This window comes from Lacihabitans soyangensis, from assembly GCF_024343775.1.
Lineage (GTDB): Bacteria > Bacteroidota > Bacteroidia > Cytophagales > Spirosomataceae > Leadbetterella > Leadbetterella soyangensis.
On the sequence record NZ_RJUF01000001.1, the window covers coordinates 48,129 to 66,581 of the forward strand.

General features: G+C 37.1%; 18 protein-coding genes. 9 read left to right on the plus strand and 9 right to left on the minus strand.

Annotation, left to right across the window (positions count from 1 at the left end):
• The first annotated feature begins 50 nt into the window (after positions 1–50).
• The 5 genes from EGI31_RS00205 to EGI31_RS00225 all read left to right on the plus strand — a co-directional run bounded on the left by EGI31_RS00205 (position 51) and on the right by EGI31_RS00225 (position 4,850).
• Positions 51–1,529: a xylulokinase gene (locus EGI31_RS00205; protein WP_255035091.1), complete on the plus strand. Its 1,479-nt coding sequence runs from the start codon at positions 51–53 to the stop codon at positions 1,527–1,529.
• A gap of 58 nt (positions 1,530–1,587) precedes the next feature.
• Positions 1,588–2,052, plus strand: coding sequence for an NADH-quinone oxidoreductase subunit A (locus EGI31_RS00210; RefSeq protein ID WP_255035092.1), 465 nt, complete (start codon positions 1,588–1,590; stop codon positions 2,050–2,052).
• Positions 2,049–2,564 carry an NADH-quinone oxidoreductase subunit B gene (locus tag EGI31_RS00215; RefSeq protein WP_255035093.1) on the plus strand — a complete coding sequence of 172 codons (516 nt, stop codon included), beginning with the start codon at positions 2,049–2,051 and terminating at the stop codon, positions 2,562–2,564. Before EGI31_RS00210 ends, EGI31_RS00215 begins: the two co-directional genes overlap by 4 nt.
• A gap of 253 nt (positions 2,565–2,817) precedes the next feature.
• A complete protein-coding gene (locus tag EGI31_RS00220; protein ID WP_255035094.1) occupies positions 2,818–3,690 on the plus strand; it encodes an aldo/keto reductase in 873 nt (290 codons plus the stop codon).
• 578 nt (positions 3,691–4,268) lie between these two features.
• Positions 4,269–4,850: a transposase gene (locus EGI31_RS00225; RefSeq protein WP_255035095.1), complete on the plus strand. Its 582-nt coding sequence runs from the start codon at positions 4,269–4,271 to the stop codon at positions 4,848–4,850.
• 373 nt (positions 4,851–5,223) lie between these two features.
• On the opposite strand, the gene EGI31_RS00230 is transcribed toward EGI31_RS00225, so the two are convergent.
• The 5 genes from EGI31_RS00230 to EGI31_RS00250 form a co-directional block, all read right to left on the minus strand.
• A complete protein-coding gene (locus tag EGI31_RS00230; protein ID WP_255035096.1) occupies positions 5,224–6,594 on the minus strand; it encodes an aminopeptidase P family protein in 1,371 nt (456 codons plus the stop codon).
• A 30-nt stretch (positions 6,595–6,624) separates the two neighbouring features.
• Positions 6,625–7,626: a DUF4249 domain-containing protein gene (locus EGI31_RS00235; RefSeq protein WP_255035097.1), complete on the minus strand. Its 1,002-nt coding sequence runs from the start codon at positions 7,624–7,626 to the stop codon at positions 6,625–6,627.
• A 35-nt stretch (positions 7,627–7,661) separates the two neighbouring features.
• Entirely contained in the window at positions 7,662–10,094 is a 2,433-nt protein-coding gene (locus EGI31_RS00240) for a TonB-dependent receptor (protein WP_255035098.1), read from the minus strand.
• A gap of 121 nt (positions 10,095–10,215) precedes the next feature.
• Positions 10,216–10,560 carry a single-stranded DNA-binding protein gene (locus EGI31_RS00245; RefSeq protein ID WP_255035099.1) on the minus strand — a complete coding sequence of 115 codons (345 nt, stop codon included), beginning with the start codon at positions 10,558–10,560 and terminating at the stop codon, positions 10,216–10,218.
• A 54-nt stretch (positions 10,561–10,614) separates the two neighbouring features.
• Positions 10,615–10,941 (minus strand): single-stranded DNA-binding protein, encoded by a 327-nt coding sequence (locus EGI31_RS00250; RefSeq protein WP_255035100.1) that lies wholly within the window; start codon positions 10,939–10,941, stop codon positions 10,615–10,617.
• A gap of 451 nt (positions 10,942–11,392) precedes the next feature.
• On the opposite strand from EGI31_RS00250, the gene EGI31_RS00255 reads away from it, so the two are divergent.
• Positions 11,393–11,851: a YehS family protein gene (locus tag EGI31_RS00255; RefSeq protein ID WP_255035101.1), complete on the plus strand. Its 459-nt coding sequence runs from the start codon at positions 11,393–11,395 to the stop codon at positions 11,849–11,851.
• Positions 11,852–11,994: 143 nt separating this feature from the next.
• Positions 11,995–12,561, plus strand: a complete 567-nt coding sequence (locus tag EGI31_RS00260; RefSeq protein ID WP_255035102.1) for a Crp/Fnr family transcriptional regulator — start codon at positions 11,995–11,997, stop codon at positions 12,559–12,561.
• 52 nt (positions 12,562–12,613) lie between these two features.
• Here the strand turns inward: EGI31_RS00260 and EGI31_RS00265 are convergent, their stop codons facing one another.
• From EGI31_RS00265 to EGI31_RS00280, 4 genes are all read right to left on the minus strand, one after another.
• Positions 12,614–12,874: a hypothetical protein gene (locus EGI31_RS00265; RefSeq protein ID WP_255035103.1), complete on the minus strand. Its 261-nt coding sequence runs from the start codon at positions 12,872–12,874 to the stop codon at positions 12,614–12,616.
• Positions 12,875–13,092: 218 nt separating this feature from the next.
• Positions 13,093–13,845, minus strand: a complete 753-nt coding sequence (locus tag EGI31_RS00270; protein ID WP_255035104.1) for a hypothetical protein — start codon at positions 13,843–13,845, stop codon at positions 13,093–13,095.
• Between the two features lies 1 nt (position 13,846).
• Entirely contained in the window at positions 13,847–14,815 is a 969-nt protein-coding gene (locus EGI31_RS00275; RefSeq protein ID WP_255035105.1) for a glycosyltransferase family 2 protein, read from the minus strand.
• Between the two features lie 69 nt (positions 14,816–14,884).
• Positions 14,885–15,142: a helix-turn-helix domain-containing protein gene (locus tag EGI31_RS00280; protein WP_255035106.1), complete on the minus strand. Its 258-nt coding sequence runs from the start codon at positions 15,140–15,142 to the stop codon at positions 14,885–14,887.
• Between the two features lie 240 nt (positions 15,143–15,382).
• Here EGI31_RS00280 and EGI31_RS00285 point away from each other — a divergent pair, with 240 nt between their 5' ends.
• Together EGI31_RS00285 and EGI31_RS00290 are read left to right on the plus strand one after the other, a co-directional pair.
• Positions 15,383–15,712 carry a hypothetical protein gene (locus EGI31_RS00285; RefSeq protein WP_255035107.1) on the plus strand — a complete coding sequence of 110 codons (330 nt, stop codon included), beginning with the start codon at positions 15,383–15,385 and terminating at the stop codon, positions 15,710–15,712.
• A 550-nt stretch (positions 15,713–16,262) separates the two neighbouring features.
• The gene (locus EGI31_RS00290; protein WP_255035108.1) at positions 16,263–18,452 is read left to right on the plus strand and encodes a peptidase domain-containing ABC transporter; all 2,190 of its coding nucleotides are present in this window, start codon (positions 16,263–16,265) and stop codon (positions 18,450–18,452) included.
• The last annotated feature ends 1 nt before the right edge of the window (position 18,453 follow it).

The following is an 18,453-nucleotide window of genomic DNA, read 5'->3' on the forward strand; positions in this document are numbered from 1 at the left end:
AATCATATAATCGATTTAATCTAAAATCGAATCAATCGCAAATCAATAAAATGTTTTTACTCGGAATAGACTTAGGTACATCTTCAATAAAAGCGTCGATTGTAGACGCCAGTTCAAAAAAGGAAATCGCTTCAGCACAGTATCCAGATGTGGAGGCTGAAATATCGTCACCACAAAAAGGTTGGGCAGAGCAAGACCCCGAAATGTGGTGGGAAAATACCCAAGAAGCCATCAAAAGAGTAATGGCCTCTGGTTTGTTTGATGCCCAGCAGATAGTTTCTATCGGTATTTCCTATCAAATGCATGGCTTGGTAATGGTCGATAAAGACCAAAAGGTTTTGCGTCCGTCGATAATTTGGTGTGATAGTCGGGCGGTGGGTCAAGGAGATAGTGCCTTCAAGACCATAGGTCAAGCAAAAGCACTAAGCCATTTGTTAAACTCACCTGGTAATTTTACAGCCGCCAAGTTGGCTTGGGTTAAAGAAAATGAACCAGCTGTTTTTGAGAAATGTGACAAAATTATGCTTCCTGGAGATTTCATTGCTATGAAAATGACAGGAGAAATCACTGCTACAAATTCAGGTTTATCCGAAGGTATTTTCTGGGATTTTCAAGAAAACAAAGTTTCGGATGATGTATTGAAAGCCTTTGGATTTACGTCCTCGATAATTCCGACAATCAAACCTGTTTTTTCAAACCATGGAGAAGTTTCCTCGGAGATAGCTCAAAGTTTAGGAATAAAGGCTGGAATTCCGATTGCTTATAAAGCTGGTGACCAACCTAACAATGCACTTTCATTGAATGTGGTCAATCCAGGGGAAATAGCAGCAACGGCTGGAACTTCGGGCGTGGTATATGCTGTAAGTGACCAAGTAGCCTTTGATCCAAAATCGAGGATAAATTCGTTCGCACACGTGAACCATGGAATGGATTCTCAAAACAGAATCGGTATATTATTGTGCATCAACGGTACGGGTATACTGAATCGCTGGTTGAAAGATAATATTGGAGGCGGAATTGGCTACCAAGAAATGAACAACAAAGCTTCTAAAATTGCAATTGGTTCGGATGGGTTGGTGATGATGCCTTTTGGAAATGGTTCAGAGCGGATGCTTCAAAACCAACTCTATGGTGGCGAAGTGTTGGGATTAGATTTTAATATTCACTCACAAGCACATTTGTTTAGAGCGGGTCAAGAGGGGATTGTTTTCTCAATGAAATATGGCTTTGATTTGATGAAAGACTTGGGTGTTGTGCCAAGTGTAATTAGAGCCGGACATGCCAATATGTTTTTGAGTGAGGTCTTTACCGAAACTATGGTGAATGTGACCCAAGTTCCTGTAGAAATGTACGACACACACGGTGCAAAAGGAGCGGCGTTGGGTAGTGGAGTAGGAGCAGGAGTTTTTGCCAACATTGCCGAAGCCATGGCAGGGCTTACCCTTTTGAAGGTAATTGAGCCAAATGTTGCACAAAAAGAAGAATACGCGAATGCTTACGGCAATTGGTTCAGCAAATTGAAGGTGTAAAAACTAATAAGTCATTTGAAGTGTTAGAGAATCACAAGCTTAATTTGGGTAAATAAAAATGGTTGGTCAATTCGGATTTGTACTCTTGTTTTTTGTCTCAGGTATTTTGTTGGTATTATTGGTTTTGGGAATCGCCAGACTCCTTAGACCTTCGAGGCCAAACCCTGAGAAAAATGCTGTATATGAGTCTGGAGAAGAAACTGAGGGTACTGCACATGTTTCCTTCAACCTTAGATTCTATATTGTGGCCTTGATTTTTATTCTTTTCGATGTTGAATTGGTGCTACTTTTTCCTTGGGCTACTGTTTTTGGTGACCGTCAGCTATTTGCAGAAACCAACGGCGTTTGGGCTATATATGCAGGTGTAGAGATGTTTATTTTCGTGTTCATATTGGCTCTAGGCTTATTGTACGCTTGGAAAAAAGGACACCTCGACTGGATAAAACCTGCTCAAAAGGACAATGAATTTAAGTCGCCTGTACCCGGAAATCTTTATAAAAATATTAACGAGAAATATTCATGAATTTTGATTCATTGGAGGCTACAGATAGATTAAAATCAGGTGAGGGAGAAGTTATTTTAACCTCGGTAGATGAGTTAACCAATTGGGCAAGAGCTAATTCTCTTTGGCCCTTGGGCTTTGGTCTGGCCTGTTGTGCTATTGAAATGATGGCCACCTATGCTTCTAATTACGACCTAGAACGTTTCGGTATTTTTCCAAGAAACTCGCCTCGTCAATCAGATTTGATTATCATTTCAGGCACCGTTACCTTCAAAATGGCGGATAGAATTAAACGCCTTTACGAACAAATGCCCGACCCTAAATATGTTATTTCAATGGGCAGCTGCTCCAACTGTGGAGGTCCATACTGGGAGCATGGTTATCATGTGGTCAAGGGTGTTGATAGAATAATCCCTGTTGATGTTTACGTGTCTGGCTGCCCACCAAGGCCAGAAGCCCTTTTGGGAGGATTGATAAAGCTGCAAGAAAAAATCAAAGGTCAGAAGTTTTCGGATACAAGTTCGAATTCATAGTGCGGTCAGACGATAGTCGGACCTGAAAAGGAGAATATAACAGCTGTTGGATTTCTATCAGACTGCGGTCAGACGATAGTCGGACCTGATAAGAAGTTTATTTTAACTCTGGTATTTCTATAAACCAAACCTGAAAAAATCAAATAAAATAAGAAGAAACGGAGTTTTCAAATATTCAAAATTCTTCTATTCTTACCATAATTTCAGTAATAAAAGTAAGTAAAGTTCTAATTGTCAATATATTAAAAGCCAAATGCAAACAAAACCATTTTCAAAAATCATAGCCGGCACCATGACTTGGGGTGTTTGGGGGAAAAATTGTGATACCAAGCAAATGATTGAATTGATGCATTCTTGTTTGGAAAATGACATCACAACTTTTGACCATGCCGATATTTACGGTGACTACACCACAGAAGCTAGTTTTGGAAAGGCATTTGCTGAAAGTAAAATTGAAAGAGATGAAATCCAGTTGATTTCTAAATGTGGTATTCAAATGCTGTCTGAAGAAAGAAAAAACACAGTTAAGCATTATGAATATTCGTCTTCCTACATTATTTGGTCTGTAGAGCAATCTCTAAAAAATCTCCAAACTGATTATCTCGATTTACTTTTGTTGCATAGACCCAGTCCATTGATGCATCCGAATGAGATAGCCAAGGCGATTGAAAAACTGAAACAAGAAGGTAAAATTATAGATTTCGGCGTTTCCAATTTTACACCACTTCAGTCTGATTTGATAGAGAAAAAAACCAAAATTGCTTATAATCAAATTGAATTTTCTATTACTCATTTCGATGCTATGTTAGATGGAAGTTTAAATCATATGCAAACCCGTGGCATTCAACCGATGTCTTGGTCGCCTTTGGGAAGCGTTTTTAAAAAAGATAATGAGCAGTCTTTGCGTGTGAGAAAAATGGCTGAATCATTAGCAGTGAAATACGAAGTTTCCGTTGATATCATACTTTTGGCATGGATTCTGAAATATCCAGCTGGTATTTTACCTGTTTGTGGCACAGCAGATCCTGCTAGAATTTCCAATTTAACAAAAGCTTGTCAGGTTGAAATGGAGTTGCAAGACTGGTTTGCACTTTGGTCAGAAAGTGCTGGAACTCCAGTGCCTTGATTTTAAGGGAAATGAGTTTTCAATTTAGTTTTGGTCAGACATAAGTCGGACCTGATTTGAGTTAATGTTTTTAGCGGCGGTCAGACGCTAGTCGGACCTGATAAAACTTATTATTGGTAATTTAAGATCTACCGTAAGACGAAAGACAAACCGGAGTGCCAAGGTTTTGAAATAGATTTACATTTAGTGTTGATATTTTACAGTCTACGATGAAACGAAAGACAAATCTTAAAACCAAGGTGTCGAAATTTATTTATATTTAGCTTTAATATTCTACTGGCCTCGGTCTTCTAGCTGCGGTCAGACGTAAGTCGGACCTGATAAAACTTAATATTGGTAATTTTAGGTCTATGTATGACGAAAGACAAACCGGAGTGCCAAGGTTTTGAAATAGATTTACATTAAGTTTAATATTCTAGTTGCATCGGCCTTTTTAACATTTCTATTAGATGCGATTATTAGGTCCGACTGTCGTCTGACCGATGCTGGAATTATAAAATTGAATCTTGCACAAAATCAAACCTTTACTCTTGTATTTTAATTGAGATTTATTATTTTTGGTTAAAAAAATAACCAACATGCAATTTTATAATAAATCCATTTATCATGTTTATAATCAGGGCAATAATCGCCAAAGAATATTTTTTGAGAGAAATGACTATCTTCGATTTTTACAAAAAATCAATGTTTTGGTAAAACCTAATTGTGATCTTTTGGCTTACTGTTTGATGCCCAATCATTTTCATATTTTGATACAAACCACCGACAGAAGCCTCGAAAATATTAAAGTTGGAAATATAGATTTGACAAAAATAACCAATAGTTTCAGGCTTTTATTAAGCGAATTTGCTAAAGAGGTTAATATAAAATATAATAGAAGTGGGTCGCTTTTTAGGCAGAAAACGAAGTTTAGCTTGGTTGATAATGGCAATCCAAAGTATCCAAAGAATGTGATAAAATATGTTTTGGCTAATCCTTTGGAATCTAAATTGGTTTCAAATTTAGATGATTGGGAATATAGTTCATTCTTGGATATGGTCGGAAAAAGAAATGGAAAACTATGCGATTTTGACTTATGCAAAGAAGTTTTTCAACTGACTTTGGAGGATTTGAAAGATATTGGGAATGGATATGATGATATTTTGTATTTGAAGGAATAGCTAATGTAGGAGTGCGGTCAGACGATAGTCGGACCTGTAGAATTTCTGATATCATCGTCACTTCCTGGTATAAGAAATTACCGCATATAATTTTTACAAAAAATTAAAACAAAAGCAGGTAAGATTTACGTCTGTCCATTGCTGAGTTGACAGGCCTGACTACTAAAGTCTGACTGTTGCTCGTGCTATTACCATCGTCTGAGCACTGTTCGATTTACAGGTCCGACTGGCGTCTGACCGCTGTTTGCGTTATTTTTTATGTCCGACTAACATCAATTTACAGTTGTTCGGTTTTCAGGTCCGACTAGCGTCTGACCGCAGTTCGTGCTATTCCAACCATCGTTTGACCGCTGACCGGTTAAAAAGCTGACGGCTACTTCATTATTTCTTCAACTTCTTCCACTCCTTTTGGAATGACTTCGCCTAAAATTTCATAGCCACTTTCGGTTATCAACACATTATCTTCAATTCTTACCCCTCCAAAGTCAAGATACTCTTCAAGTTTTGAGTAGTTTACAAAGTCTTTGAATTTACCTTCTGATTTATATTTGCTAATTAGTTCAGGGATGAAATAGCACCCAGGCTCTACCGTAATTACATGTCCTGCTTCTAATTCTTTGGCCATACGGAGAGACTTTAGACCTAATTGGGTACATCTTTCAAGACCATCACGATATCCCACATAATTTTCACCCAAGGCTTCCAAATCATGTACGTCTAGTCCAATCATATGTCCAAGTCCGTGCGGCATAAATAGTCCACCAACTCCTTCAGTCAGCATGTCATCCACATTGCCATTTACGAGTCCCAAAGACTTTAGGTTGGTGAGTAAGATTTTGTTGGCTGAAAGATGCACATCTCGGTACATTAATTCTGGTTTTAAACTTTCTATTGACGAAACCTCCATTTCTAGAACAGTTTCATAAATATCCTTTTGTTTTTGTGTGAATTTACCCGAAACAGGAATCGTCCTCGTGATATCACCAGCATAACCCATTTCTGTCTCACATCCGGAATCGTTAATGGCCAATTGCCCAGCATGCATTTTATTTCCATGGTAATGATTGTGCAGCGTTTGTCCGTTTACCGAAAAAATTACTGGATAAGATAACTCAGCATTATGGCCATGCATGGTTTCTAATATTTTTCCCACTACCTCATACTCCATTTTTCCTGCAGAGGTAGACTTCATGGCAGTTATATGCATCTGACGGGTGATGTTCACAGCCTCAGTCATTTGAAGGATTTCTTCGGCTGTTTTAATCGATCTTTGAGCTATTACCGCCTGAATTAAGGACAATGAAGGCTTTAATTCACTTACTTTTTGATCAAGAAGTTCTGACAGAAATATTTGATTGTCAAATCTATATTGTGGTAAGAAATGAACTGCATTTTTAAAAATATATTTGTCAATTTCGGAAGGAGAAATCGTTTGCTCAACCCCCACTTTAGATGCTAAACTGGCCAAACTTTCATGAGGGCCAATCCAAATGATATCATCAATTGAAAACTCGTGACCGAAAATGATTTCTTGATCATGGTCGATATCAATAAGTGCCGAAAGCCCTGGTAGATTTATTCCGAAATAATAGAGAAAAGAACTATCCTGACGAAATCTAAAGGTGTTGTCTGTATAATTCATTGGAGCCTCGTTGTTTCCAAGAAACAAAATTTGGCCTTTGCCAATGGCTTTTTTTAGGTTATTTCTTCGATTTTTATAAGTTTCTGCCGAGAAGAGTTTCATTTGAAGGTTTTTTCTTCAAAAATAATAAATTTATTTTGTCCTTACCACCACTTCGGTTCTATTATAGCCAGCAACGCAACCGAATCCATTTTTTACATTCGTATAAACCTGCACGGGTTCGGCAAAAGGATTATCGTCAGTGCGGTTGTGTTCCGTTAAGGATTTTTGGTAATCGTAGAATTCTTTGCTGATGTTGGCAAGTTGCACCCGAATTACCTTGTCTGAGTCTGGTATCTTTTCTGATTTGTAGGTTCCAGATTGGGTGTTGAAACGACTGATATTTTCAAACAAATTCACTGCATCAACTTTGAATATATTGCCGTCAGCGTTTTGGTCGGTGTAATAATTTCTGATGCCCGAGTTTTGTTCATTTGGCCAACGGAAATAAGAATATTTGGTTTTTTCTACGAAACTGATTTCTTCCTTGTTGTTGGTATACTTTACCACTGGTTCTATTTGTCGATAAGCCATCTCGCCAAATATCTTATAGTAGTTGGTCTGACCTGCCACATCTTGCCAATTGAACTGAAGTTGATAGCCAGTGTTGGTGTCTCGGTCGAAAAATGAGCTGGTAATTTGGGTAAATGGTCTGATTTGTAGGTTATTAATTCGCACTCTTTCGACAGGGATACTTGTGGTAGCTTCTACTTCAAGGTCGCCACTTCGGGCTTTTACCACGTAGGTTTTACCGGCTTCAATTCTGAAGGTCCTTCTCGGAATTTCATAAAATTTATTCTTTGAATTGAATTTTAGAACTGCTACGGTTGAGCCATCGCTGATAGTGACTAGGCCATTCGGTACAAAATTATTCACCCTCACAAAGTTGGCGGAGTCACCCGTAAAAATCAAAACCTTGTTGGTGTCGAGATTCCCAGAACCAAAAAGCGGAACTGATTTGCCCAAACTCACATATATCATAGTGTCTTGGGGGCAAAGAAAACTCGTTAATACCAGTTTTTCCTTTAAATCAGGAAACCTACTTAGTGGTATATCGTCTATAACCGTTTCGCAAGAAAATAGAATCGTCGACAATAGGCTGAATATTAGTATTTTATATTTTTTAGCCATTAGAATTTGAAATTGTAAGTGATGGATGGCAGAATCGGGAACAAGGAATACCTTTTTAGCGTCAGTGTATTGCTGGTATTCGTATTTGCCGAACTTCCAAAAAATGTTTGGTCGTTGGATGCCGTATAGAAAAACGGATTTTTGCGGTTGTATGCGTTATAAATGCTTACATCCCAAGTTCTTTCAAAGCGTTTTTTCTTTTTGTGAAATTGTATGCCTAAATCCAATCTGTGATAAGGCTCAGCTCTGAAACTGTTCCTTTCGCCATATTCTTGAACAGTAAAGTTTCGCCATCCGATCGGATTATCGACATTGTCGCCTCTCACGAAGTTGCTTGAGTAGGCCCTGTATTCGGCGATAGGAATGGTGAGGGCATTGCCAGTACCGTACACCCAAATGCCCGAAAGAGTGATTTTGGGTTTTAATTTGTAAATACCGACCAAGGATAAATCGTGTCGGCGGTCGTATTTCGGAAAAAATGACTTTCCGAAGTTTAGCTCTTGGAAGGTCCAGAGTGTTTTTGACCAAGTGTAGCCTACCCAACCAGAGAACTTCCCGACTTTTTTCTGCAACAAAAACTCCAAACCATAAGATTCTCCTTGTCCTGAAGTTACTTTGTTTTCCCAGCCATTTTCTTCAATGTTGGTATTGGCGTTGATGGAAAGAAAACTGGCTCCCTCTTTGTAACTGATGATGTTGTTCATCTTTTTATAGTAGCCCTCTAAGGTTATCGAAATTCCCTTTGTCTGGTCAATATCTTTTACGGCACCAGCGGCTATTTGAGACGAACTTTGTGGGGCTACTTTTTCGGTAGCAGGTACCCAAAGATCTGTGGGCAGACCTAAACCAGTATTGGTGAGTAAATGCAAATATTGGTTCATTGTGGCGTACGAAGCTTTGATGGCCAAGTCATTTTTGACTTTGTAAGCCAATGAAATCCGCGGTTCAAGCCTGTGTTGAGGAGCGTTTGTTATTAAATATTGACTTAACCTTAAACCAGCATTTACTTTTATTTTCGGTATAGGCGACCAAACGCTTTCGGTGTAAACGGCATTTTCCCAAACTTTGTAGGATTTGTCATTTGTTAAATTTACCTCGCTGGAGGCATTTTGTAAAATTAAAGCCTCCGGTGTAAAAGTATGATGGGTGGCCATCACTCCAAATCTGAAACTGAGGTTGGGTTTTTGAAAGTAATCGATGTCGTATTTTAAACTGTAGTCTTCAATACCAGAGTTATAGTTTAGTGTGAAGTTGTTGGCTTCTAATGAGTTAACTCTTGTTTCTTTTGTGAAAATGTTAAAGCCGTAGTTGCTGTAAATCAAAGAAGCATTTCCAAAGGTTTTTTGTCCAAAAACATGATTCCAGCGTAGTGTGGTGGTTATGTTTCCCCAGTTTAGGCCTGCGTCAGAATTGTCTGTAGGGGAAGAATATTTGTTATAAAAAACGTCGTCTCCAAGATAAGAACTCAAAAATATCTTGTTTTTTGAATTGATTTCGTAGTTGAGTTTTACATTTAAATCATAAAAATAATAGCCAGATGTTTGCTTTCCTTCCGACTCTTCATTTTGTGCTTTTATGAAGGGACGCATCACAAAATCCACATAAGTTCTTCTTCCCGAAACTAGAAAAGACCCTTTAGCTGGTTTGTTTTTATTGAATTTCAACGGACCTTCTAACAAGAGTCTCGAAGAAATTAGACCAATTCCACCTTCGCCAGAAAACTTTTCCTTGTTGCCGTCTTTCATAGTCAAATCTATCACTGATGAAAGTCTTCCGCCATATCGTGCGGGAAATCCACCTTTGGTTAGTTCGACACTTTTGAGAGCATCACCATTGAAAGTTGAGAAAAAACCAAATAAATGGCTGGCATTGTAAACAACCGCGTCGTCCAGGATTATCAAGTTTTGGTCGGGTCCGCCACCTCTCACATATATACCAGACTGACCCTCAGAGGCTTTCTGAACTCCAGGTAGTAGTTGAATGATTTTCAGAACATCTTTTTCTCCCATCAATGTCGGCAGATTTTTGATTTGATCTACGGGCAAATCAATTTTAGACATATTCGGCGAATTGCTTTGTTTATTTTGCTCTGTTTTTGAGCTGATAACTACTTCTTCAAGAAAATTCTCATCCTCGAGTTCAATGTCAAGTTTTTGATTTTTTGTAAAAGGCAAACGCAAAGTTTTCTTTTGAAAGCCTACCATAGAATATACCAAAGTGAGAGAGTCTTTTGCCGGAACAGACAAAGAATAGTACCCGTAAGTGTTGGTTGAAACGCCAATATTGGTGTTTGGAATATAGACATTCACGCCAATTAGCAGTTCTTTGGTACTTTTTTCTTTTAGAAAACCACTAATCGTGACCATTTGCTGGGCTTGGACTCCAAAAAATGAAAGTATAAGAAAAGCACAAATTTGTATAGATTTGAGCATTCAGAATTTACAGTTTATAGTTCTTCTAAAAACGATAGATTTCACCCAAATATTGGCTTGGCCATAAAATAGAAATTTGGAAATCTACCAAGTAGACTCCCAAATTTGCAGAAGCGTTGGATTATAGAAAGAATGTCTTTGTTTTGGATTTAGTTGCTACTTCTTCCACTTTGGTAGCGAGTACCTCAGTGATGTACACTTTGCGGTTTTCTTTGTTCAAATAATTGCGGGTTTGTAGTTTGCCCTCAATACTTATGAATTTTCCTTTGGCGATCAATTCCTCGCATTGCTCAGCTACTTTGCCCCAGGCCACTATGTTGTGCCATTGTGTGTTGGTGATTTCTTCCTGGTTTTGGTTTTCGAAAGTTTCTTTGGTAGCTAAACTAAAGCTCGCTAATTTACTCCTTTCGAATGTTCTGATATTGGGATTGTTACCTACGTTTCCGATTAATTTTACTGTGTTCATTTTACTAATGTGTTAATTTGATAATTTGTTAATCTGATAATTTACTGGTTGAAATTACTTTTTTTCGTAAACGTATTCTTCCACCTTGAATGCCTGAATTTCAGTAACATAGACTTTTTGATTTTGGCTGTTGGTATAGTTTCTGTAAACCAATTTGCCTTCCACACTTACTGATTTTCCTTTCGATATCAAGGCTTCGCACACATCGGCAATTTTTCCCCAAGCAATTACATTATGCCAGGCCGTACTTTTAACTTCTTGGTTGTTTTTGTCTTTGTAACTGTCTGTGGTCGCCAGGCTGAAGCTCGCCTTTTTGCCTGTTTCAAATTTCATTACGTTCACCTCTGCACCTACATTTCCGATTAATTTTACTGAGTTCATTTTTTGTTTTGTTTAAAAGTTTAACATTGCTCGAAACTTCATTTTGTGTTTGTTTCGATTTGATGTTGCAAAGTTGGGGCAACCAACAAAAACGATTCGGTTGTTAGTCGTTTGTATTCGGATGTAAATGATTGTTGTCGTTTGTTGTCGGTTATAATATTGTAAAACAGCATTTTAATTTTTGTTTATTTATGATGTTATTTTTTAATATTTATGTCGGGATATTTTTTCTGAGCCGAATTTGCAAAGCATATTCATCTTTGCAGGTTCTTTTTTGAGTAATAAATTATGTTCGTTTTAGGATATTCATTGGACAATAATTGCCTTAACTAATTGCTTTTGTTGTAATTTTGAATTTATGAAAATTGGAAAGTATTGAGCTCGAGGATTTAATTATAGGCTTTTACTAGAATTAAAAAACATAGCGTCTTTACTTTAAATTAAATTGCAAATGAAAAATAACGATATTCTTAGAAGGCTAAGGTACACTTTCAACTTTGGGGATGACAAAATGATTGAGATTTTTGCCAAAGGTGGAATGGTCACCTCAAGGGCTGATGTGAGCGATTATTTAAAAAAAGAGGAGGAAGAAAGCCATAAGCCTTTAAACGATAGGTTGTTTGCCATTTTTCTAAATGGTTTCATTACTAACTTTAGAGGTGCTAAAGAAGGCCCAAGTCCTGAACCCGAAAAGCAACTCAATAACAATATAATTTTTAGGAAATTGAAAATTGCTCTTAATTTCAAGGACGAGGATATAATTGGCATTTACGATTTAGTTGGCATGCGTATTAGTAAACACGAACTGAGTGCATTTTTCAGAAACCCCTCACAACCGCAATATCGCGAATGCAAGGATCAGTTTTTGCGTAATTTCTTGGATGGTCTTCAAGCTAAGTATCGCAAGTAACACGTCTTCATGAGGATTTCTAGCCTAGTTTTGGTATTATTCTCCCAAATATTAGAACTACCAGTTTGTTGCTTTAAATCTGCAAATAAAACGATACATGGAATGGTTTTTGCATAAATTTACTTAGACCATAAGTATCATTAATGATTAATCTCGATTTCGATTTAAATTTAGAGTATCAACATTTCGATTTAGATATACAAATAGAGATCGCTTCACATTTTCGTCCATTGGATTTTCAGAAAAACGAGTACATACTGGCCAAAGGTGAGGTTTGTACGGGTATTTATTACATAGAAACTGGTCTATGTCGGTCATTTCTGTGTAGTAATGGCAAAGAATATACGACTTCCTTTGGGCTTGATCAAAACATCATATGTTCACCTATTAGTTATTTGAAGCAAATGCCATCCGCAGAATCTATTCAGGCCATTGAAAAAACCTTCTGTTTCTATCTGTCTTACGAAAGTATACAATATCTTCTGGCCAAGCACTGTGTATTTAACGATTACGTACGGAGACTATATGAAAAACTATTTATTGAGGCTGAAAATTTATTAAATAGTATCAGGGTAGATAGTGCTCTGCAACGATATGAAAAATTTATGGCAGAAACGCCTCATCTTTTGAATCGGATTCCTTTGGGATATTTGGCCTCTTACTTGGGTATGAGCCAGGAAACGCTCAGCAGAATGCGTGGAAAAATATAAAGGGAACCCTCTTTGGAGAATTCCCTTTACAATTAAGCTATTAAGCTAGGAATTAACATCCCCAACCGAAAGAAAAGCTAAAGCTAATCTTTGGAGCACAATAAGTTGGCTTTGGAGCACAGTAATTGTTTGAATAACCGCCTGTGTTACAAGATACTGGAGGGGGAGTGTAACAAGGTTGTGGAGCTGGAGTGTAGCATGTTGTTTTTGGAGCACAGTAGCCTCCTAAGAGTGATAATAATCCGAATGTTCCTCCTTTAACTTCTTCTGTGTTTGAGATTTCCATTCCTGCAAATTTGTCTAATGATTTCATTTTACCGGGTGTTTAAAGTTTAAGTTTATTTTCCTGTCCTCACAAAATTATTAAGCGAGTACATCACAAATATAAAGTCTTAACTACCAAGTAACAATATCGTTAAAACCGTTTTTGATTTTAATCAAAATCATCTGGAAATGCATATAACGGTATGATTTTTGCAGTGATTAATATATCCTGCAATTATGTTCTTCTCAATTGGGAGTTTACCACTCTTATTTCGAATGGATTTTGGTAAGAATACTCAAAAGCGTTTCAGTAATTTTTGGAGCGAAAGTTCTTATTTCTAGTGCTTGGCATACACTTTCCTGGATATAATTGATTTCTTCAAGGGTTTCTGTTTCTTTGGTTAATTCTATCCAATTGATTACCCAAGGTTCAATGTTTTCCTCATTTTCGATATCTTGAAGCTCTTCAAAAAATACCATTAGGTCAGGATCAACTTCCTTCTGGATCGCTGAAGGGTTTGTAATTATTGCTGATGAAATAATTTTTGAAAAGTTTGCTCTTACCATTGCCAAAAATGCCAACTGTAAGGCGATATTTATCCGGTTTTTTTCTTCTATAAAGAAATCGTTGTAGTTCAATGCACCAATAAGAACCGCAGACAGATTTTTTTGAAAACTTATCGCTTCTTTAACTGGATTAATCAGCTGTATATCAGAGTGGTTTGATATTTTGTCAATTTTAACAAGACTGCCGCTTGGAAAATTTTCAAAAATTGGGTCTTGTGATTGTTTGCCATTAGGGTAGGGAAGGATTTCTATAAAGTCCGCTAGCTTCTTGATATCCTTTTCGGATATTTCCTCGGAAAATATACTCAGGTTATGGCCTCGATCGGTATCGAAGAAAAAAAAGAAATTATCTCCAAAGATATGCTCTTGAATAAAATTGAGCGTCATTTTCCAGTTGGATTTCTCTATGTAAACCTTTAGGCCTTGCAGATTTCCTTTTGTAAAAATACTCATATTATTCAATCGTTATGGGGATCTTATTTTCAAAGCCTTGATACACAGTTCCTTTTCCAAAGCCTATCTCTTGATTAGCCACAAGCTCTAGACTTTTAAGTTTTATTTCGGTATGTTTTTTATTTTTTATTTGAGAGTAAAAGTGAATCGTATCAATTTTGACTTTTTGGTTAGTAATTTCTTTATAATTCCCCATTTCTAAATCTTCTACAAATCCTTTTTTCTCTGTTCCAGTAAGCATATTATACCTTTTCCTCTGGTCAAGTGGTCTTACAAAACCACCACAGCTATGGGTATATTGGCTGTCTTCAATAAACACTGACTCATAAGTAAGGTCCTGCAAACAAAAAATCAATCTACTAGTAAAAGGATTTATGGTCTCTACCAAAATCTTACTGAGGTTTTTAAACAAAAATTCGTTTTCTATTCTTTCGAGCTCAGAATGAACTATAGCTTGTGCAAAGTCCGGGTTGTTAAAAGTCACTTTCTCTAAGCCCAATAATTCGAGTCTATTCTTGAGGTCAAAATCCTCAAAACCATAAAGTTCTATCTTTTCGTCGTAACCACCGATGGCCAAAAAATCGGATTTAGTAAAACACAATTTGCCAAAAATATCACTTTGAAGTTCTTCGCTTGGCGATATATAAATATTTTTTTTAGTCAAAAACTTTTCTTGGATGTATGATGCAAAACCAATGCCGACGAAATTGTCTGCATCGAGATTACAAACGATATCTCCACTCGCGAGTTTAATGGCCATGTTTCTTGAATGGCTTCTTTTATAAAACTGTGGCTCGGTGGTTCGGTAATATTTAACCTTCCCACCAAAATGCTGTTGGTTCACATTTATCCAATCTAAAAGGCCGTCGGTGGAATTGTAATCCAATATGACAAATTCACTATCAGGCAAAGTCTTACAACAGTCCAGATTAAAGGGTAAAGTGGCTTTGACGTGATGAAGTCGGTTCATCACGGTAGTACAGAAAGATATTTTAGGTTTTTTAATAATGCTTGTAACGTTAAAAATATCCTTTATCTGTTAGGCCGAAGTTTTGAGATCCGCTTTTTTTAGAAGATAAGTGTCGTATATAATATCTTCCAAGGGCACTTTAAAAAACTGGCTCACTTTCACTATATTTTTGATGGTGGGCGTTTTGAGGTCGCTTTCCCATTTCGAGTAGGTGGTTTGGGTTACATCCAACATGTAAGAAATCTCTTGCTGGGAGTATCCAAAGTTCATCCTCAGGTTACGTAAATTTTTTCCGATGGCTATAGGTAGGTGTAATTCTAAGCTCATAATTTTCACTCACTAATGGTAGGTGAAATTCAAAAACTATACCATTCAATAGTGTTCTAAGTTAGGTATAAATTCTTTGATTTTAATTTTCCATCATTATGATGATTTCTGCATTAGAAGACTGTTTGGCCCTGTATCGGTGTTTTTTTAAAAAAACTTTTAAAAAAATATTTTTTTGACCAAAGAAAAATAATCCTTTTGGTATAGTTTTTGTCTTGAAAAATTGGAAATAAAACAGATTTGAACACTACCAACATACAAATAGAGATCAATTCCGACGCTGAGAATGTACCCGAGCGAATACTCTGGGGAAACAACTCAGGCATAGAAGTGGAGGAGGCCAAAGCTATATCTATAGGTGTGTGGGATGCCAAGGGTCGCGGTTCTATGGTGATGGAACTCTGGAACAAAGAAATGCAGACCTTGGAACTCAAAGGTTTTTATTTGGAGATTATTAAAAAGATAGCTGAAACCATAAGGACCGCAACAGACGATCATGTGGTATCAAATATTCTTGACAATGCGTGTTTTCAGATTTCTTCTTTGTTAGAAGAAGAGATAAAACGGTAGTTTTTGTTTCGTCTTTAAAGTTTCGACTCGGTTTTTTATTAAAAAAATCGGGTTATTGTCATTTTATATACTTTGGTATATAAGACCTCTCGTCTTATGTTTTCACTTTTGTGCTGCTGTTAAATGCAAATCACCCTAAAAATTGAAAAATCTAAGTAACTACTCGCTGTAGCATTAAACAGTGATAAAATTTTTGACATAAAAGGTGGTACTTTTTGGTTTAGGAAATAATATTTTGTGGAATAACTACGATGAACCATCAGCAGAAATTTGTAGAAGTCTATGTTGAGTTAAAAGCATAGCTCATTTAGTTTTTCTTTTGGAAGATTAGGTGGATGTAACTCTAAACCAAATACTTGTACACGACCATCTGAGGTAGTACCTCTTGTAGTAGAAGATAGATTACCAGAATGATTTCGAGATTTTTTAAGAAATATTAATTGTTTATGTTGGAAAGGAAACTTCATTTGAGGTTTCCTTTTTTTGGTTTCTCAAAAACCATTATACGGCATGAATTTTGATTTATTAGCCTTAGGATTATTACAAAATATTGGGTAAAAAATTTATACATTATCGTCAGTTTGACCAGATGGACTGCGGACCTACCTGCCTTCGTATGGTTGCAAAACACTATGGCAAAAATGTAAATATCCAATATCTCCGAGAAAAATGCCAGATAAACAAAGAAGGAGTTTCCTTAAAAGGTATTAGTAAAGCTGCTGATTCATTGGGTTTTAGGTCTTTGGGCGTTAAGGTCACCTTTGAACAACTTCAAGAAGCTCCTCTGCCGTGTATTGTTCATTGGGACCAAAACCATTTTGTGGTGGTGCACGACATCAAACAAAAAGGCAAGAAAACCAATGTTTATGTGGCCAATCCTGGCACTGACAATGAAGTGTATTCCCGAGCCGAGTTTGAAGAACACTGGATTAGTATTGACGAAAAAGAAGGTATAGCACTTTTACTGGAAACCACTCCGAAATTTGCCGAATTCGAAAATCACGACTCACTTGAGGCTTTAAGTTTTAAGCGTATCGGTACTTACTTGGTCAAATACAAGGCACTCATTTTTCAGCTTTTTATCGGCCTTTTGGCGGGTACACTGATATCCATGATTCTGCCTTTTCTGACGCAGTCAGTGGTAGATACAGGTATTCAGACCAAAAACCTCAACTTCATCTATCTGGTTTTTATAGCTCAGTTGATGCTCTTTTTTGGGAGAACCGGTCTTGAATTTATCAGGAGCTGGTTGCTGCTGCACATCAGTATGCGACTAAACCTGACCATTATTTCAGATTTTCTGATAAAGCTTTTGAACCTGCCACCTTCATTTTTTGATACAAAGATGACTGGTGATATTTTACAAAGAATTGATGACCACCACGAGATAGAATCGTTTCTTTCTTCCACCACCCTCAGCTTTGTTTTTAACTTCTTTACTTTTATAGTTTTCGGGTTTGTTTTGGCGTACTATGATATCAAAATCTTTGCTATTTATATCGTCAGTGGTCTCATGTACGTTTTCTGGGTGCGGTTTTTTCTTAAAAGAAGACGAACCATTAACCAAACAAAATTCACCTATTCAGCTCAGAATCAGTCTAAAATTATTCAAATGATATCTGGTGTTCAAGATATCAAACTCACCAATTCTGAACAAGATAAACGATGGGAATGGGAAAATCTCCAGATCAAAATTTTTAGATTGAATCTTAAAAACTTGGCTTTGGAGCAGTTTCAAAGTTCGGGTGCTTTGCTCATAAATGAAGGTAAAAACATCCTAATCGCTTTCATAGCAGCCAAAGAAGTGATAGAGGGGAACCTTACACTAGGTGGCATGATGGCTCTGCAATATATTGTGGGTCAACTCAATGGCCCCATAGACAGCTTGGTCGGTTTTATTCAGCATTATCAAGACGCCAAAATTAGTCTAGAAAGACTCAATGAGATTCATACATTGAAAGACGAGGAGCCTTTTGAAAATTCATTTATACAAAATTTTAATACCGAGGGCGATATTTCGATTGAGAACATGGATTTTGCCTATCCAGGTATCGAAAAACCGACACTCAAAAACATCAATATGCACATAACTGCTGGCAAAGTCACGGCCATAGTGGGTTCCAGTGGCTCAGGCAAAACCACTTTGCTGAAACTTCTTTTGAGATTTTATGAACCCAGCTCGGGCAAAATTTCCGTTGGCGATTCCAATCTTAGTAATATTCTACCAAGTGCTTGGAGACAAGAGTGCGGCACTGTGATGCAGGAAGGATATATATTTTCGGATTCTATCGCCAAAAACATAGCGGTAGGTGTCGAAAAAATTGACCATGAAAGACTCTTTCATGCGGTCAGAGTAGCCAATATTACCCCATTTATAGAACAACTTCCGATGGGTTATAATACCAAAATTGGTGATGAAGGAATAGGAGTGAGTCAAGGCCAAAAACAAAGAATACTGATAGCCAGAGCGGTTTACAAAAATCCGAGTTTTATTTTCTTTGACGAGGCCACCAATGCACTGGATGCTAATAATGAGCGAGTTATTATGCAAAATCTGAATAGCTTTTTCAGAGGAAAAACCGTGATTATAGTTGCTCATAGACTTAGTACCGTTAAAAATGCCGACCAGATAATCGTCCTTGAAAATGGTCAGGTGGCCGAAGTCGGTAGCCATGAGGCTTTGATTCAAAATCGTGGGTTTTATTTTTCATTGGTTAAAAATCAACTCGAATTGGGCTAAA

Coding starts and splice junctions, on each gene's coding strand:
- EGI31_RS00210 (WP_255035092.1), top strand. CDS start 1,588: ATGGTTGGTCAATTCGGATTTGTACTCTTGTTTTTTGTCTCAGGTATT.
- EGI31_RS00230 (WP_255035096.1), bottom strand. CDS start 6,594: ATGAAACTCTTCTCGGCAGAAACTTATAAAAATCGAAGAAATAACCTA.
- EGI31_RS00240 (WP_255035098.1), bottom strand. CDS start 10,094: ATGCTCAAATCTATACAAATTTGTGCTTTTCTTATACTTTCATTTTTT.
- EGI31_RS00220 (WP_255035094.1), top strand. CDS start 2,818: ATGCAAACAAAACCATTTTCAAAAATCATAGCCGGCACCATGACTTGG.
- EGI31_RS00205 (WP_255035091.1), top strand. CDS start 51: ATGTTTTTACTCGGAATAGACTTAGGTACATCTTCAATAAAAGCGTCG.
- EGI31_RS00265 (WP_255035103.1), bottom strand. CDS start 12,874: ATGAAATCATTAGACAAATTTGCAGGAATGGAAATCTCAAACACAGAA.
- EGI31_RS00270 (WP_255035104.1), bottom strand. CDS start 13,845: ATGAGTATTTTTACAAAAGGAAATCTGCAAGGCCTAAAGGTTTACATA.
- EGI31_RS00280 (WP_255035106.1), bottom strand. CDS start 15,142: ATGAGCTTAGAATTACACCTACCTATAGCCATCGGAAAAAATTTACGT.
- EGI31_RS00225 (WP_255035095.1), top strand. CDS start 4,269: ATGCAATTTTATAATAAATCCATTTATCATGTTTATAATCAGGGCAAT.
- EGI31_RS00260 (WP_255035102.1), top strand. CDS start 11,995: ATGATTAATCTCGATTTCGATTTAAATTTAGAGTATCAACATTTCGAT.
- EGI31_RS00255 (WP_255035101.1), top strand. CDS start 11,393: ATGAAAAATAACGATATTCTTAGAAGGCTAAGGTACACTTTCAACTTT.
- EGI31_RS00215 (WP_255035093.1), top strand. CDS start 2,049: ATGAATTTTGATTCATTGGAGGCTACAGATAGATTAAAATCAGGTGAG.
- EGI31_RS00250 (WP_255035100.1), bottom strand. CDS start 10,941: ATGAACTCAGTAAAATTAATCGGAAATGTAGGTGCAGAGGTGAACGTA.
- EGI31_RS00275 (WP_255035105.1), bottom strand. CDS start 14,815: ATGAACCGACTTCATCACGTCAAAGCCACTTTACCCTTTAATCTGGAC.
- EGI31_RS00245 (WP_255035099.1), bottom strand. CDS start 10,560: ATGAACACAGTAAAATTAATCGGAAACGTAGGTAACAATCCCAATATC.